Origin of the sequence: Nocardia sp. NPDC004068 (assembly GCF_042874315.1) — a bacterium.
GTDB lineage: Bacteria > Actinomycetota > Actinomycetes > Mycobacteriales > Mycobacteriaceae > Nocardia.
Genome location: NZ_JBIAMW010000027.1, coordinates 34,907 through 48,437, shown reverse-complemented (window position 1 = coordinate 48,437; position 13,531 = coordinate 34,907). Strand labels below are relative to the sequence as shown.

Below are 13,531 nucleotides of genomic sequence, written 5' to 3'. Positions count from 1 at the left end.
AACTCTTTCGGATACGGCTTCGGCACTGCGACATCCTCTCAGGCTCGCCACCCGGCAAGCCAACTCGGTTGTCACCTATCCGTGCAGCAGCCCCTTGCATCGCACCGGCTCTCGCGGTGGTGACGAAGCTTTGTGGTGGATCTCTAGTGGCGAGATCAGAATCTTGTCGGTACGCCAGCGGGCTGGTGGTTGGGCGTGGTTCGGCTCGAGCAACTTTCCGGATTTGGTGGAAGCGCGTGAGCGGTCCCCCAGGCTGTGCGACCTCTGGGACGAGATTCGGCATGAGTTCTGGACGACCTTGCAGTCCTGCAATCATCGATGAGAGGAGCATCACGATGACGCCGCCGAGCGACGACGGAGGACGCTGATGTCGAATCCCTCTCTGCCACGGAGGGTTTCGGGGCAATGCACGTTTCCCGAAACTATTCGATTCGAACCTCCAACTGTAGAGCTGTTAGAGCGCGTCGTTTCCGCTCTCCGAGACGCATCGCCCCGTCCGGAGTCCGCCGACTCCAAGATTCGCTTCCCATGACCACCACCAAGAACCCGAAACAACCGATTTCACAGAACAATCAACAAGAGAGCGAGGTATTGCAATGCGCAGAGAAGGTTCGTCACTCGCCAAGCGAGCGCTGGGGCGGCAGTTGGGTTCCTTCCGCAAGAGGGCCGAGGTCAGTCAGAACCAGGCGGGGGGTGTGCTGGGGGTGTCGGCGCAGACGATCGGGCGGTTGGAGGAAGGGGTGACGGCGCGGGTCGCCAGTGATCTGCATTTGAACACCTTGTGCGATCGATATCGGGTGGGTGACGCGGATCGGCGGGTGATCCTCGCGCTGGCGCGGGAGGTTCGGTTCATCGCGAAATGCGGCGGTGGGTGGTGGCGGCCGGACCTGGATCGGGACACACACGATTTCGATCCGCGGGTGGTTCTCGATCACGCCGCGATCCTGCTGACGGCGTGGGCGACGCTGCTGCTCCCTCCTATCCTGCGCACATCCGACTACAGCCGCGCTGTCGCCTGGACCCGGTCGCCCCATATGCCCACCGACCAGGTCGAGGAAAGCATCGACGCGGCCGCGAAACAGCAACGCGCTCTCGATGATTCGAACCTCGCCGTCGAGATCATCATCTCGGAGGCGGCCATCCGGGAGGAGTGGGGTGGCCCCGGCGTGATGGCCGAGCAACGACGCCACCTCGCCGAGATCAGCCACCTCCCCAACGTGTCCCTGCGGGTCATGCCCTTCAACGGCCGTAGCCGCATCGGCGCGCTCACCGGACCGTTCACCCTGCTGGAGTTCCCGATACTGCCCAGCACCCGTCTCAACGAACCGCCCCTGGTCCACATCACCGAATACGTCGGAAACCTCTACCTCGAACGCTCCGGCGAAGTCGATCACTATCGGACCGCCCTCGCCGAGCTCCAACGGACTGCGTTGAGCGAATCCGCCTCCAGGACAATGCTTCTGGAAACGGCATGAGTTGTCCGGCAAGGGGCGGACCGATCCGGCCGCCCCTTGCCGGACGACACCAAACGGTCAGGAGTGCGGCACGCACGTCTCGGGGCGGGCTCAGACGTACTGCATCCACACTGGTATCAGGAAGAGACAAATTGCGGTGCCCACCAGGGCGGCTGCAATACCCGTGCCCCACTGCCGGGCGCGGCCACCGCAGGCGGACAGCACAGCCGCCGCGATCATTTCGACCGCGTACACCACGACGAGAAGGTATAGCAGGTAAAAGTAGAGGAAGAGCGGAATCACGTTCAGCGTCAAGAAGATCGCAGCACTGCAAAACGACCGCGGTCCGTGCCAAGCGCCGCGCCTCTGCTGCATTACCCGACCGCAATCAGGAAACCGATAGCGGCCGTCGAAGCGGTCCAGATCCCGGCCGCGGTCGCCGCAGCGAGGGCAACACCACGACCAGCGCCGCGCGTTTTCCACCGCACCAGCAGTGCCAGGAGGGTTCCGGCTATCGAAGCGGCGACAAACGAGCCGACATACGTAGCAACGGTATCCGAGTTCGAGATCAGCGAAGTGATCGCCATGAATGCCACTTGCAGTACAAAGAATCCCGCGAGACTCCAGGTGGCAAGGCGCCAGAAACGGGTGTTGTCCACCGACGGTGGGCGCTCCATTCAGGCCGTCCCGCTGGGCAGCGGCTGGGCCGGTACGCTGGGGGGAGCGATAACCGGACCGAACCGTGTCGACGGTTTCGGGTTTCCCGGTACATCGAACTGCTCGTTCCACTCGGAGAACGGCGCGAACGCAAGACCTCCCACACCGATGTCGTGGTGGAACGGCAGATTCATCGCGGGACCGAGCGAACTCCCGGATTGCGCCGGGTCCAATGCGATTGTCTGCGTGCGACCGTCGGGAGTGTCCTGATATACCTCCAACGAGGGGTAATCACTGCGTGTACCGTTCACTTGAACTCCGTTCGGCCCAGGCTGGAACACCAAGTCACCGTTAACTGTAACGTGATGGCCATCCGACAACGGCGGCTCGGTAGCCACCGCCGGTGGTAGCGGATTACCGGACTCGTACTGGATGCGCACCGATCCATCGGGGTTCTGCCACACCGTCCCTTCCGGCGCTCCGACTTTGACTTCTCCCGGACTTCCGTCGTGGTTCTCTCGAACAGAAGGGTTCTGACGCATGACAACGATCCCGTTTTCGTAGTCGATATACGTGGTAACTTTCGTATGTTCAGGATCGAAGTTCGGGTCGGCCGTGCGATTGTTGCCCAAATCGCGCGCGCTGAAATTCCCATGAAACGGGTTCAGATCCAGGTCGGAAACATCACGTTGTTCGATGTACTGGGACGCTCGGACCACTCCCTGCCCTGGAACGGGTTGAATTCGTACGACGCGAATCTCAGGCCCGACACCCTGAAATTCCGGGGTGTAGCTCTTCGGGTTGAGAACCTCGGCCGTGCTCCAGTCGGAGGCGCTGATCGGCGGTCGTCCGAAAACCTGTTGGAACGCCGCGGCGGAGGTGCGGAGCCGATCGGGGTCGGCCCGCGAATCTGTGGACTTGAAGCTGGTGTCGGCGACCTGGACCGCCGTCAGCGTGGTCGCCGGCGCCATCCTCGCCAATTCGCTGTTCGCGGTGGCGATCTCGGCGCCCCATCGCGCATCGGCGGACTGCAAATTGGCCACCAGCCCAGGCAGGCGTGAAAGCTGTACGGCCGCTTCGGAATCGGGATCGTCGACGCCGGTGACACTCCAGTCGTCGGCTACCGCAACCGGTCGGACGACATAGGTCTGAAGGATCGCCTTGATCTCCGCCACGGGGTACTGCAAGTCGCGCGCCGCACCGGCACAGGCCGCACCGAGATCGTCGTAGGCGGTCGCGATCGCTCGCATCTGGGTCTGTTCACGGTCGGCCTTGTCACCGGCGGCTCGTGCCGCCGCACCTTGCCAGGCCAAGCCGTCGTGGATCGTGGTGTGCATGGCCCCCGCCGCCTTGACAATGGCGTCGGCGATCTGGGTCGCGCGGTCGGCGACACCCCGCAAACCCGATATATCCAGTGCCAGCACTTGTTTCGGGGTCGGCGCGATGGCTACCTCCCCGAGTGCGGGTCGCCGGAGTTGAGATCCGCGACCGCCGCGATACGCTGAGCGGCTTCCTGGTCGCTCCCGTGAAAGTTGTCGGCGCAGACCACCAGCAACGCCGAGAATTCGTTGAAGCGCGCCTTCAGCAGTTCTTTCGCCCGAGTACTCGCGGCGTTGGACTCGGCCAGCTCGGCGCCGACCGTCAGGCCCGCGAGCGATGTCGCCACCGGTTCGGCATCGAGCTTCGGTGCGTTATCGATATCCGTCGGCAGCAGCGCCAACGCCCCACCGGCGGCCCGTAACCCGTCCGGGTTCACTTCGAACGTCATAGTCGCCCCCTCCTGGTCATCGGAGATTACCAGCAGATTCCGACAATCGGCAGGGCGTGCACGGCGGCTCGGACGACATCCTCGGGCTTTAGTCAGGTACGCACAGCCGTCCTCGGTTGCTCACCGCAGCGCGGTCGACCGTGTGCCCGGCTCACGCGAAGGTCTCGCAGCGACGAGTGCTGTGTAAGCCCCTGGCACACAGACCGATTCGGTGGATGACCTTGATGTCCACCCATCAGGATCGACGGGCCGTGCATTGTCGTCGTCGGCAAGAGTCGGCTTACCGCTTCCAACGCCAAAGCACCGAGTCGAGCTGATTCGGGTCCCGATCGCGAGGGCGCCCGCTCCCCCGGGCGCCGTCGACGGGTCAGGAAGCGGGCTTCTGGTAGTAGTAGTTCTCGTCCGACCAGCGGGTGCTGCCGGGCGGCGAATTGAGGGTCGTGATCAGGTCGGCGCCCGAGATAGCCAAGGTGGGGCCGCCGACGACGAGGGTGCCGATGATCGCGCCGAGGGACGCGCCGGACAGCGCGCCCGGGATGCAGCCCACCGCCGGGACGATGACGCACCCGACCGCGGCCCCGACCCCCAGGCCGATCGCCGATCCGATGAACCCCCCGGTCGTCACGGCGATGCCGAACTCGGTGGCGAATTCGCCCATGGCCCTTTGGTTCTCGACTTGCGAGGCGACCGGGTGGACGAGGCCGGGATCCGGCGCGTCGGCCGGATCGGGCGGATCCGCCGCGGCTACCACCGGAGCCAGCAGAATTGCACCGGCAAAAGTTGCCGACAAAGCGGTCGTTGCGATCGATCTCTGAAACTTCATATTGCGAACCCGTTTGTTGCGTGGAACCGCTCGCGGCTCACCGCGAGCGTATTGAATTCTGATGCGGCCGGATCGGCCTACCGAAGTCGCATATCTGTTGTCGACAGAACGGGTCTCAGCGTATACCGGTAACGCGGGGTTAACCAGAGAATTCGAGAAATCGACCGGAGATCGGCGAACGGGCGGCCGCCCGCGAGGATGCCGCCCGTTCGCCGGTGGACCTCAGGCGGGGCTGTAGGTCAGGCAGTTGGCCGTGTTGTCGCCCGCGCCCATGCCGACGCGGATCGAGGGGGCACTGCACTCCAGGTTCTGGTTGTAGCTGCAGTCGGCCCGCTGGCAGGCACCGACCATCGAGGTGACGCGGTCGAGACCGCCCTTGCTGGAGAGCGGGACGAAGGTGGTGCAGTCGGCCGAGCCGTTCTGGCCCGCCACGTTGATGGCGTAGGCATGGCAGCCGTCGTGGTTGTACGAGCAGTCCGCGACCGTACATTCGCTGACGTGCGGCATCTCCATCGTGGTCATGAATTCCTCCTTCCATCGCAGCGTCCTCGGCCGGATTAGCCGAGGGGGTGTTCGAGGCCGATGGTAGAGGGCTTTCGCACTCCTGAACAGCAAGGTCAGGCTTGCCTGGGTCGGTGTGCGAACGCATTCTCGCCTTTTTATCCGCGATTTTCGCGACACGCTTCGGAAATGCCGCCCATTATCGTTTCGGCACGGTATCGCGTTAACTCGGATTCCGGGTCGTTTCCCGATCGAGACTTCTTCTGCAAGCTCCGGCCGAGCGCGTTCGACAGCCGGAACTCCGGATCGACGCTCAGATTCCACGGCAGCGGGAGCGCCACCGAGGCCGGGGGTTCGGCCGCGCCCGCGCACAGCCGGGCCGCCACATCCGCGAGGAATCCGATCGCGCCCGGCCTCGGGGTCAGGAACACCAGCGGCGGCATCTCCGGATAGTGCGCGGGGAACAGGGCCGTGACGTCGGCGCTGCGCTCGACGAGCGCGACGGCCACATAGGTCACCTCGTCCACGACCACGACGGTGCTCGGTTCCGTCACCCGCGCGCCGAGCACCCGGGCGAGCACGACGCTGTCCCGCCCGACGGCCTCGGCGGCCGCGCGGTCGCCCCTCGATCCGGCCGGCATCGTTATCGGATCCGGCCGTTCACCAGCCGCAGCCACGCGCCGAACCGGTGCATCAGCCAGTACAGCCGCTGATGTCCGTCCCGCAGACCCGTCCCGTCCGCGCGCCCCGGGCAGAACTCGGCGACCAGCTCCGCGATGCTCTCGCTGACCTTCTTCTCCGTCGAGTACACCGCCGCGGCGATGGCGGCGGTCGTCGGCACGATCGTCCCGGCGGCCACCACATCGAGGATGCGGCGTTGTAAGGGCGTGCAGCGGAACGGGATTCGCCGCTGCTGGCGGGACAGATACGCGTGCGCGAACGCCGCCGCGATCGGATCCACGTCCTGGCCGGGCGTCTCGCCCTCGACCACGGCCAGTGCCCGTTCCGCACCGTCCCCGTACCGGCGGGCGTCGCTCGCGGTCACCACGCGCACGTCGGGCACGTCGAGCGCGAGTCCGGTCTCGTAGGCGAGGGCGTGCTGGGTGGCCGCGGGGATCTCGAGCGTCGGCGCGACCATCGCCACGGCCAGCCGCGGCGGTCGCGGCAGCCGGGCGCGCAGGCCGCGGGCCACCGGCACCGGATCGAACCGCGACCGGCTGTCGAAACTGGACTCGAACACGACCGCCGTCACCTCGCGGACCGGCGACCGGAACGGATCACCATGCGCCGCAACGATGTTCGCGGAGGTGATCCAGAACGGATCGGACGCGGCGGTGACCGGCATCACCACGTCCAGAAGGTTGTCGATATCGCTGCGCACCGTTCGCCTCTCCCGATCAGCCGTACTGCGTACCGCAGCTTTCCCGTACACGGCGGCCGCGTCGCGAGTAGCGCACTACCTCTGGGCCACCAGACCGGCGGCGCACAGCACGACCCACGCCAATTCCGCGTGCACGATGTCGGAATGCGCGCCCGACGGCGGTTTCCCGTTCTTCACGACGCGGGCCGCGTCCACGTTCACCAGACTGTGCCCGAACCCGTACGGTTCCCCCGCGTCGCGCAACGCGACGGCGGGCGCGTCCGGCTGGTGCCCGTCGTGGCCCATGCCGCCCCACCGGTAGGTCTCGTCCTCGAACGCGGCCGCGTCCTGGTGCGCGAGCAGCGACGCGAGCGGATACAGCACGCCCACAGCGGAATCGAAGCTCGAGTGGCAGGCGACGATCGGCCCGCGCACGCGCGCTTGGGCCCCGAACAGATCGCCGCAGCGGCCCTGATCGAACGGCAGCGCCCCGGCGAAGGCGAAGTGCGAGAACGCGCCCTGCAACAGCGTGACGGATTCGACCGCCGCGCCGTCCGGCAGGCCCGCCAGCGCGTAGGACACCACGCGCGCGCCGAAACTGTGTCCTATCAAGCTGATTCGCAGCTCCGGCCGCTCCCGCACCAGCTCGCCCAGGAACGGACCCAGCCCGCGGCTGCCGACCGTCCCGGCGCGCCGCTTCATCTGCCAGTAGGTCAGCTGCCGCGCGACCTCCTGCGCCCCGTGCCACAGTCGGGCGAACCGGTCGCCGAATCCGGCCGCGCCGCCCTGATTCCCGGTGACGACGCCGAGTTCCTCGAGCGCGGTGGCGAACCGCTCGAACGCCTCCGCTTTCGGGTCGGTCTGGGCGAGCGATGTCGGGGCGTCGTCCTGCTCGCCGTCCCCGCCGGTGCCGGTGGCGGCCGCGAGCGCGGCGACCAGGTCGCGGGCCCGGCCGATCGCCGTCTCGTCGTCGGGCCGCTCGACGAGCAGATCGAGCAGTTCCTTCACCGCCGGACCCTGCGTCGCGGGGAACGCGTCGCGCACGAGCGCGCGCAGGTCCGGATCGGGCGGCGGGGGCGGCGGGAATTCGGGGGCGTCGCCCAGCCCCGCGGCCGGGCCGCCGTCGCCCAGGTCGACCGCCGCGCCCGGCTCGAAGTCCGGGATCGGTTCGTCCGTCCACCGCGCCGAGGGCCAGAACACGCCCAGCAGCAACACCTTTCGATCCGGCGCGCCGTGCTGGGCGAGCAGCGGCGCGAGCTCGCCGTAGAAGGCGCGGTAGAGCCGGTCGGCGATGCTGGGGGTGTTGTTCCAGCCGTGGCTGAACACCAGCAGATCCGTCGGCGCGTGCTCGTCGAGCGCGGCGCGCAGCGCGGCGGCGCCGTCCGGGTCGACGTCGCCGTCCGCGTCGAACGCGAGCTCCACCAGCGGCAGTCCCTGGATGTCGATGGTCATCGCGGCCTCCGTGTCTCAGATCGATTGCAGGGCGCGCATGAGGTCGACCAGCCCCGCACCCTCGAAATACCGTTCCCGTCCCAGGGAGGTCGCCGACTTCATGAAGATGTTCTTGACCTCGTCGGGGCGGCAGATGTATTCGCGGCGCACCGACAGGAACGCGGCGATGACGCCGGACACATGCGGCGCGGCGAAACTGGTGCCGGTGTCGGTCACATAGCAGGCCAGGTCGGGGGCGACATCGGTCAACCCCCAACGCGCCGCGGTCCGCCCGGTGGCACAGGAGGTGATCCGCTCCCCCGGCGCGATCAGATCCGGCTTCAACCGCCCGTCCCCGGTCGGCCCCTTCGACGAGAAGTAGGACACGCCGTAGGTATGCGGCGAATCCCGGTGTGTCGCACCGACTGTGATGGCCCGCTCGGCGTTCCCGGGATCGTTGATGGTCATGGTCAGCCCGACATTGGTCTGCCGTTCCCTGGAACTGAACCGCCCGTACCCGGTGTTGCCCGCGGCGACGACCACGACCACGCCGGAGCGGACCAGGCGGTCGACCTCCTTGCACAGGGGGCTCTGGCCGCAGGCGAACCATTCGGCGTCGAACTCGTAGCCGAGGCTGAGGTTGACGCCGTGGATCTTCATCAGTTTGTCGTTGTCGCCGTTAGTTTCTCGGACGTACCGCAGGGCGGCCATCACCGCGACCATGTCGGAGGAGCCCTCGCTGTCGAGCACCTTGAGGCTCACCAGATGCGTCAGCGGCGACATGCCCGACACCAGTCCGGGGTCTACCGAACGCTCCTCGCACAACGGATGGGCGTCGCCGGGTTCGGTGTGCTGGCGGACGACGACCTTCATCTTCTCGCGCGGGTACGCATCGGGCAGATGGCCCGCGATGATCCCGGCGACGTGGGTGCCGTGCCCCAATTCGTCCTGGAGGGCCGAGTCGACGGTCTCGATACCGGGGGCGAACGACTTGGTGAAGTCGCGATGCAGATATTTGACGTCATCGGCCTCGAGGGTTTTCTCGGCGACGTAATGCGGGTGATGGCGGTCGATCCCGGAATCGACCACGGCCCAACAGATGTCGCGTCCGGCCGCGTCGAACGAACGGCGCGCGGCGTCGGCCTTGACCGTGCGTGCCGACAGATCGATCAACGGTTCGACGGGGAAGTTCGGCCAGATCCGATGTATGACGTGGGTCGTGCGGGGGTTCCTGCGATTCTCGTGGTCGATCCGCACCAACTCCCGCACCTGCCGCATCGACAGATCCGCGCACGCGTACTCGTCGAACAACGGCTTCGGCGGCGCGGCCACCCCCGGCCGCTCCCCGAGCCGCCCCACCATCTCCGCCAGCGCCGCGTTCGCCCCCTGAACTCCCTCGGGGTAGCCCAGGTTCAACTCGATCACCACGGGCAGCGGACTGTCGTCGTCGGTCGGCTGCTTCAGTACCCGCGCCCGAATCTCCGGATCCAGCAACGGCTGCGCGATCACGCTGTACTGCACCAGATTTCGCTCATCCGGATTCCGCGTCACCGGCGGCGTCTCCGACTCCGGCCACCGCTTACGCGCCTCATCCGCCGCCGCCCTCCCCTCCTCGGTGATCCGCCACCGATTCCGCGTGGCCCGCACCCACCCCTCGTCCCCCAGATACCGCCGCGCCCCATAAATCCGCGCCTGCCACCGCGGCAACTTCGTCCGCTCGTCGACCCGCTGATCCTCCGCGGTCGGAGTGAACCCACGGAGCCGCCCGACGGCATCGATCACATCGGCCGGACTCCCGGCACCCATCTCGCGCAAGACGATCAGTATCCGATCGCCGAGTTCCGGAATCGGCGTGAGCGGCATGTCCCTCTCCTTGCCCTCGCCCCTACGCGTTCGGGGGGAACGCTAGGGGGCGGGGGTGGGGTGGGGCACGGGTAGTGGGCTACTCGATTCCCCGCCCTACGCCGAGCGTCCTCCAGGAATTCGTCCGCGCAGGCTCGGGCGCCCAACCTCCCGATCCAGCGCCCATCGGGACAGACAGCCCCTCGATGGATCACGTAAGCGCGGGCACCCTCAGAAATTCCACGCTTTCGGCGTTCAGCGGGTGCGGCTGATGGCATTCTCTATAGTGCGACCGTAGCAAGGGGGAAGATCATGAACAGCGCTCCACCGAATTGGTATCCCGATCCACAGAATCCGGGCTTCTCGAGATACTGGAACGGCACGCACTGGGTCGGGGAACCGACACCCTCTCCCACAACCGACGTACCCGCACCGACGGTACCGGGCTCTCCTTCGGCACCGAAGGTACCGATGTTCGGCACTCGCGCATACGCGAAGCGGCAATCTCGAGAACTGGCCGACGCCTTGGCCGAGGTCCACCGACTTCGCACCCAGCTGGCCAGCGTCGGCGGACTCGATATCGCAGAACTCCAACTCCGTCGAGAGCAACTCACCGCGCAAGTTGCCACCGAACAGGCACGCCTGGACAGCCTGCGCACTCAGATAATCAACACCCAAGACGAGCAGGTGCTCCAGGAAATAGGGATCTATCAGTACCGCCATCCACTCTCCGACGTGGTGGCCTACCGCGCGGAACTGGACCGACTGCAACATGAGATCAAGTACGCCGCAGCGCGGGACGGCGGCGCGATCGAGGCGTCCCAGGTCTGGGAAGTCAATGGTTCTGCGGCTGCGGGCCGCAAAATGATCCGTGAATATTCGAAACTGATGCTGCGCGCGTACAACGCCGAGGCCGACAATCTCGTCCGGAGTCTCAAACCATACAAGCTGAACAGCGCACTCGAACGCCTCGAACGCCTGGCTGTCACCATCGAACGACTCGGCGCGACCATGAAACTGCGCGTCACCCCCGGGTACCACCAACTCCGCCGCCAGGAGCTGGAGTTGACGGCCGATTATCTGGAGAAGCTGGCCCGTCAGAAGGAGGCCGAACGCGATGAACGCGAGCGCCTCCGCGAGGAACGCAAAGCGCAACAGGAGATCGAACGCGAACAACGGCGACTCGAGAAGCAGCATCAACAATATCTGGCCGACCTCACCGAATTCGAAGCCGCCGGTGACACCGACTCCACGAAGGCACGCGACCTCCAGAGCAAGCTCGCGAGTTTGGAACAGGACATCACAGCCCTCGCAAACCGAGCGGGCAATCTACGCGCGGGCCATGTGTACGTCGTGTCCAATATCGGCGCTTTCGGCGAGGGAGTAGTCCAGATCGGCATGACTCGCCGAGTCGACCCGTACGACCGCATCAGCGACTTGAGCAACTCCTCGGTCCCGTTCAAGTACGACGTGCACACCATGTTCTTCGACGTCGACGCCGCGGGTATAGAAGAAGAACTCCATCGCCGCCTGGCACACAAACGCGTGAACCAAGTCAATCTTCGCCGCGAATTCTTCCGCGCCACTCCGGCGGAGGTACGCGAACATCTGGAGGATCTCACCAAAGGACTTTTGGAATTCAACGAGCTCGCCGAGGCCGAGGACTACCGGCGAAGTCTTGCTGCGATACAGCATTCGAGTGTTCAATAACACGGCAATTCATTTCGACACGGCCGATCTCCCAAATTTCGATAGCTTCGAGAAGATAGGACACGATATGCCGAATGGACAGGGCGCGTTGACGATCCACACGGACGGTAGTGCCGACGACCTTTTCGGCCTCCTCGAGTGGTTCACCGAGGACGACGAACTGCGCGGCCGGGTGAGCATGCCGACTACGCCGATTCGACCCGGTCGAATGGGCGACTTGGCCGAGGTGCTCGTTGTGGCGCTCGGCGCACAAGGTGTAGCGACCGCACTGGTTCAATCGCTGACCGCATGGCTCGCCCACAGGCGCTCCGACATCGCGGTCACCCTCACCCTCGATCACACCCAGATCACGGTCGACGCGAAGCGCGTCAAGACTCCCGAAATCGCTCGCGCGCTTCAGGCAATGCTCACCCAGGCGGACAAGATTCAGTGATCTCCGCACAGAACCGTTCGGGCTGGCGCGCCGCCCTGATCGGGGTGAGCCGATACAGCCATCCCTCGATCACGGATATTCCCGCCGCCGCCAACAACATTCGCGACCTCGGTCGGCTCCTCACCGCGCCCACCAACGCTTCGCTCGCTCCTGAGCACTGCATCGCACTGGTCGATCCCGACCGGCCTCCGCAGGTCGGTGAGCTCCTCGCACGGGCCGTCGACCAAGCCGACGAGGTCCTGCTGGTGTACTACACCGGACACGGCCTGTTGGATCGGCGCGGACGCCTGCATCTTGCCTTGGCCGGCAGCGACCCCGACCATCCCGAATGGAGTTCGATTCCGTTCTCCACCCTGCGCGACGAACTCGCAACCGCCCGCGCCCGCGCCCGCATTCTGATCCTGGACTGCTGTTTCTCGGGGCGAGCCTTCGAAGCGATGAGCGCCCCGGTCACCGTCGTCGACGGCCAGATCGACATCAACGGCACGTACACGATCGCGTCCTCGCCCCGCAACGAAACCTCCCTCGCGCCCGAGGGGCACCGGAACACCGCGTTCACCGCCGCCTTGCTCGCCGCCGCCGCGGACCCCGGCCGAACGCTCGACCAACTCTTCGGGACCATCGATCGGATCCTGCACGGCAATGGTCACCCCCGCCCAGTGCGACGAAGCGTCAACGTCGCCGGGAGCCTGCGCCTCTTCACCCCGCCTGGCGACACTGTGCGATCGGATGATGTTGTGATCACTCCGGCGATCGATCCGCTCGCCGTTCCAGACAGCACCACCGACCGCATTTTCGCCGACGGCCAACTGGCGGCCGATCGAGGCGACCTCGTCGAAGCCGAAAACGCTTGGCGCAGAGCCGCCGCCCAAGCGCACACGGGTGCGATGAACAACCTCGCCAATCTGTTGTGCACGCAGGGAAAACTCCGTGAGGCATACCCGTGGTACCTCGAAGCGGCCCGACGCGGCGACACACACGCGATGGGTAACCTCGCGGACTTACTGCACCGAATCCACCAGGACACCGATGCCGAGCATTGGGGGCGGTGCGCCGCCGAGGCCGGCGACATCGACGCCATGTACAACCTCGCCCTCATGCTCGACAAATCCCACCGATCCGACGATGCCCTCGTCTGGTATCGGCGCGCCGCCGAAGCCGGTCATACCAATGCCATGCACAACCTCGCCGTCCGACTGCGCTATCGCCAACAAACCACCGAAGCTTCTACCTGGTGGCATCGAGCCGGTCACAAGCGTCCCCAGCGGGCCAGCGAGAAACTGCGCGGGCCCGCCGCATCCAGACAGTCTCGCTGAACCGCTGTGTCAGCTCGACTGGATTGCGGGGTCGGTCGCTTCCAGGACGAAAGGTCGATGCCCGCCAGCGGAATCCACACCGTCGGCAATGTGCGCCGCGACGTCCACGTCTGTGTGGCTCGTCCCGCCGAGCGATATTCGCACCCCGGGGCAGCGGCGTCCGCGCGTGCCTCTCGCCCTCCTCGAAGCTCTGGCAGACGACAGAGAAGATCGAAAAGACTGCTGGCCTACCACTC

At 65.9% G+C, this 13,531-nt stretch carries 14 protein-coding genes and 1 pseudogene; 5 read left to right on the top strand and 10 right to left on the bottom strand.

Annotated elements, in window-relative coordinates:
* Positions 1–596 precede the first annotated feature (596 nt).
* The gene (locus ACFYTQ_RS37050; protein WP_387371013.1) at positions 597–1,475 is read left to right on the top strand and encodes a helix-turn-helix domain-containing protein; all 879 of its coding nucleotides are present in this window, start codon (positions 597–599) and stop codon (positions 1,473–1,475) included.
* Positions 1,476–1,565: 90 nt separating this feature from the next.
* Here ACFYTQ_RS37050 and ACFYTQ_RS37045 read toward each other — a convergent pair whose 3' ends face one another.
* From ACFYTQ_RS37045 to ACFYTQ_RS37000, 10 genes are all read right to left on the bottom strand, one after another.
* The gene (locus ACFYTQ_RS37045; RefSeq protein ID WP_387371011.1) at positions 1,566–1,769 is read right to left on the bottom strand and encodes a hypothetical protein; all 204 of its coding nucleotides are present in this window, start codon (positions 1,767–1,769) and stop codon (positions 1,566–1,568) included.
* A 59-nt stretch (positions 1,770–1,828) separates the two neighbouring features.
* On the bottom strand, positions 1,829–2,113 hold the full coding sequence (locus ACFYTQ_RS37040; protein WP_387371009.1) for a hypothetical protein: 285 nt from the start codon (positions 2,111–2,113) through the stop codon (positions 1,829–1,831).
* Between the two features lie 18 nt (positions 2,114–2,131).
* Positions 2,132–3,535, bottom strand: a complete 1,404-nt coding sequence (locus ACFYTQ_RS37035) for a hypothetical protein (protein WP_387371007.1) — start codon at positions 3,533–3,535, stop codon at positions 2,132–2,134.
* A gap of 23 nt (positions 3,536–3,558) precedes the next feature.
* Positions 3,559–3,879: a hypothetical protein gene (locus ACFYTQ_RS37030; RefSeq protein WP_387371005.1), complete on the bottom strand. Its 321-nt coding sequence runs from the start codon at positions 3,877–3,879 to the stop codon at positions 3,559–3,561.
* Positions 3,880–4,246: 367 nt separating this feature from the next.
* Entirely contained in the window at positions 4,247–4,630 is a 384-nt protein-coding gene (locus tag ACFYTQ_RS37025; RefSeq protein WP_387371003.1) for a hypothetical protein, read from the bottom strand.
* 294 nt (positions 4,631–4,924) lie between these two features.
* The gene (locus ACFYTQ_RS37020) at positions 4,925–5,224 is read right to left on the bottom strand and encodes a DUF1540 domain-containing protein (protein ID WP_387371001.1); all 300 of its coding nucleotides are present in this window, start codon (positions 5,222–5,224) and stop codon (positions 4,925–4,927) included.
* Between the two features lie 137 nt (positions 5,225–5,361).
* The gene (locus ACFYTQ_RS37015; RefSeq protein ID WP_387370999.1) at positions 5,362–5,844 is read right to left on the bottom strand and encodes a hypothetical protein; all 483 of its coding nucleotides are present in this window, start codon (positions 5,842–5,844) and stop codon (positions 5,362–5,364) included.
* 2 nt (positions 5,845–5,846) lie between these two features.
* Positions 5,847–6,584 (bottom strand): hypothetical protein, encoded by a 738-nt coding sequence (locus tag ACFYTQ_RS37010; RefSeq protein ID WP_387370997.1) that lies wholly within the window; start codon positions 6,582–6,584, stop codon positions 5,847–5,849.
* 75 nt (positions 6,585–6,659) lie between these two features.
* A complete protein-coding gene (locus ACFYTQ_RS37005; protein WP_387370995.1) occupies positions 6,660–8,015 on the bottom strand; it encodes a serine-threonine protein kinase in 1,356 nt (451 codons plus the stop codon).
* 15 nt (positions 8,016–8,030) lie between these two features.
* Positions 8,031–9,857 (bottom strand): S8 family serine peptidase, encoded by a 1,827-nt coding sequence (locus ACFYTQ_RS37000; RefSeq protein ID WP_387370993.1) that lies wholly within the window; start codon positions 9,855–9,857, stop codon positions 8,031–8,033.
* A gap of 291 nt (positions 9,858–10,148) precedes the next feature.
* On the opposite strand from ACFYTQ_RS37000, the pseudogene ACFYTQ_RS36995 reads away from it, so the two are divergent.
* The 4 genes and pseudogenes from ACFYTQ_RS36995 to ACFYTQ_RS36980 form a co-directional block, all read left to right on the top strand.
* Positions 10,149–10,244 (top strand): annotated as a pseudogene (locus tag ACFYTQ_RS36995) (DUF2510 domain-containing protein); the annotation flags it as partial.
* 63 nt (positions 10,245–10,307) lie between these two features.
* A complete protein-coding gene (locus ACFYTQ_RS36990) occupies positions 10,308–11,546 on the top strand; it encodes a DUF4041 domain-containing protein (RefSeq protein ID WP_387371018.1) in 1,239 nt (412 codons plus the stop codon).
* Positions 11,536–11,979, top strand: a complete 444-nt coding sequence (locus tag ACFYTQ_RS36985) for a hypothetical protein (protein WP_387370991.1) — start codon at positions 11,536–11,538, stop codon at positions 11,977–11,979. The genes ACFYTQ_RS36990 and ACFYTQ_RS36985 overlap by 11 nt, the downstream gene beginning before the upstream one ends.
* Positions 11,976–13,295 carry a tetratricopeptide repeat protein gene (locus tag ACFYTQ_RS36980; RefSeq protein WP_387370989.1) on the top strand — a complete coding sequence of 440 codons (1,320 nt, stop codon included), beginning with the start codon at positions 11,976–11,978 and terminating at the stop codon, positions 13,293–13,295. Before ACFYTQ_RS36985 ends, ACFYTQ_RS36980 begins: the two co-directional genes overlap by 4 nt.
* The last annotated feature ends 236 nt before the right edge of the window (positions 13,296–13,531 follow it).

Coding starts and splice junctions, on each gene's coding strand:
- ACFYTQ_RS37050 (WP_387371013.1), top strand. CDS start 597: ATGCGCAGAGAAGGTTCGTCACTCGCCAAGCGAGCGCTGGGGCGGCAG.
- ACFYTQ_RS37030 (WP_387371005.1), bottom strand. CDS start 3,879: ATGACGTTCGAAGTGAACCCGGACGGGTTACGGGCCGCCGGTGGGGCG.
- ACFYTQ_RS37020 (WP_387371001.1), bottom strand. CDS start 5,224: ATGACCACGATGGAGATGCCGCACGTCAGCGAATGTACGGTCGCGGAC.
- ACFYTQ_RS37015 (WP_387370999.1), bottom strand. CDS start 5,844: ATGCCGGCCGGATCGAGGGGCGACCGCGCGGCCGCCGAGGCCGTCGGG.
- ACFYTQ_RS37005 (WP_387370995.1), bottom strand. CDS start 8,015: ATGACCATCGACATCCAGGGACTGCCGCTGGTGGAGCTCGCGTTCGAC.
- ACFYTQ_RS37000 (WP_387370993.1), bottom strand. CDS start 9,857: ATGCCGCTCACGCCGATTCCGGAACTCGGCGATCGGATACTGATCGTC.
- ACFYTQ_RS36990 (WP_387371018.1), top strand. CDS start 10,308: ATGTTCGGCACTCGCGCATACGCGAAGCGGCAATCTCGAGAACTGGCC.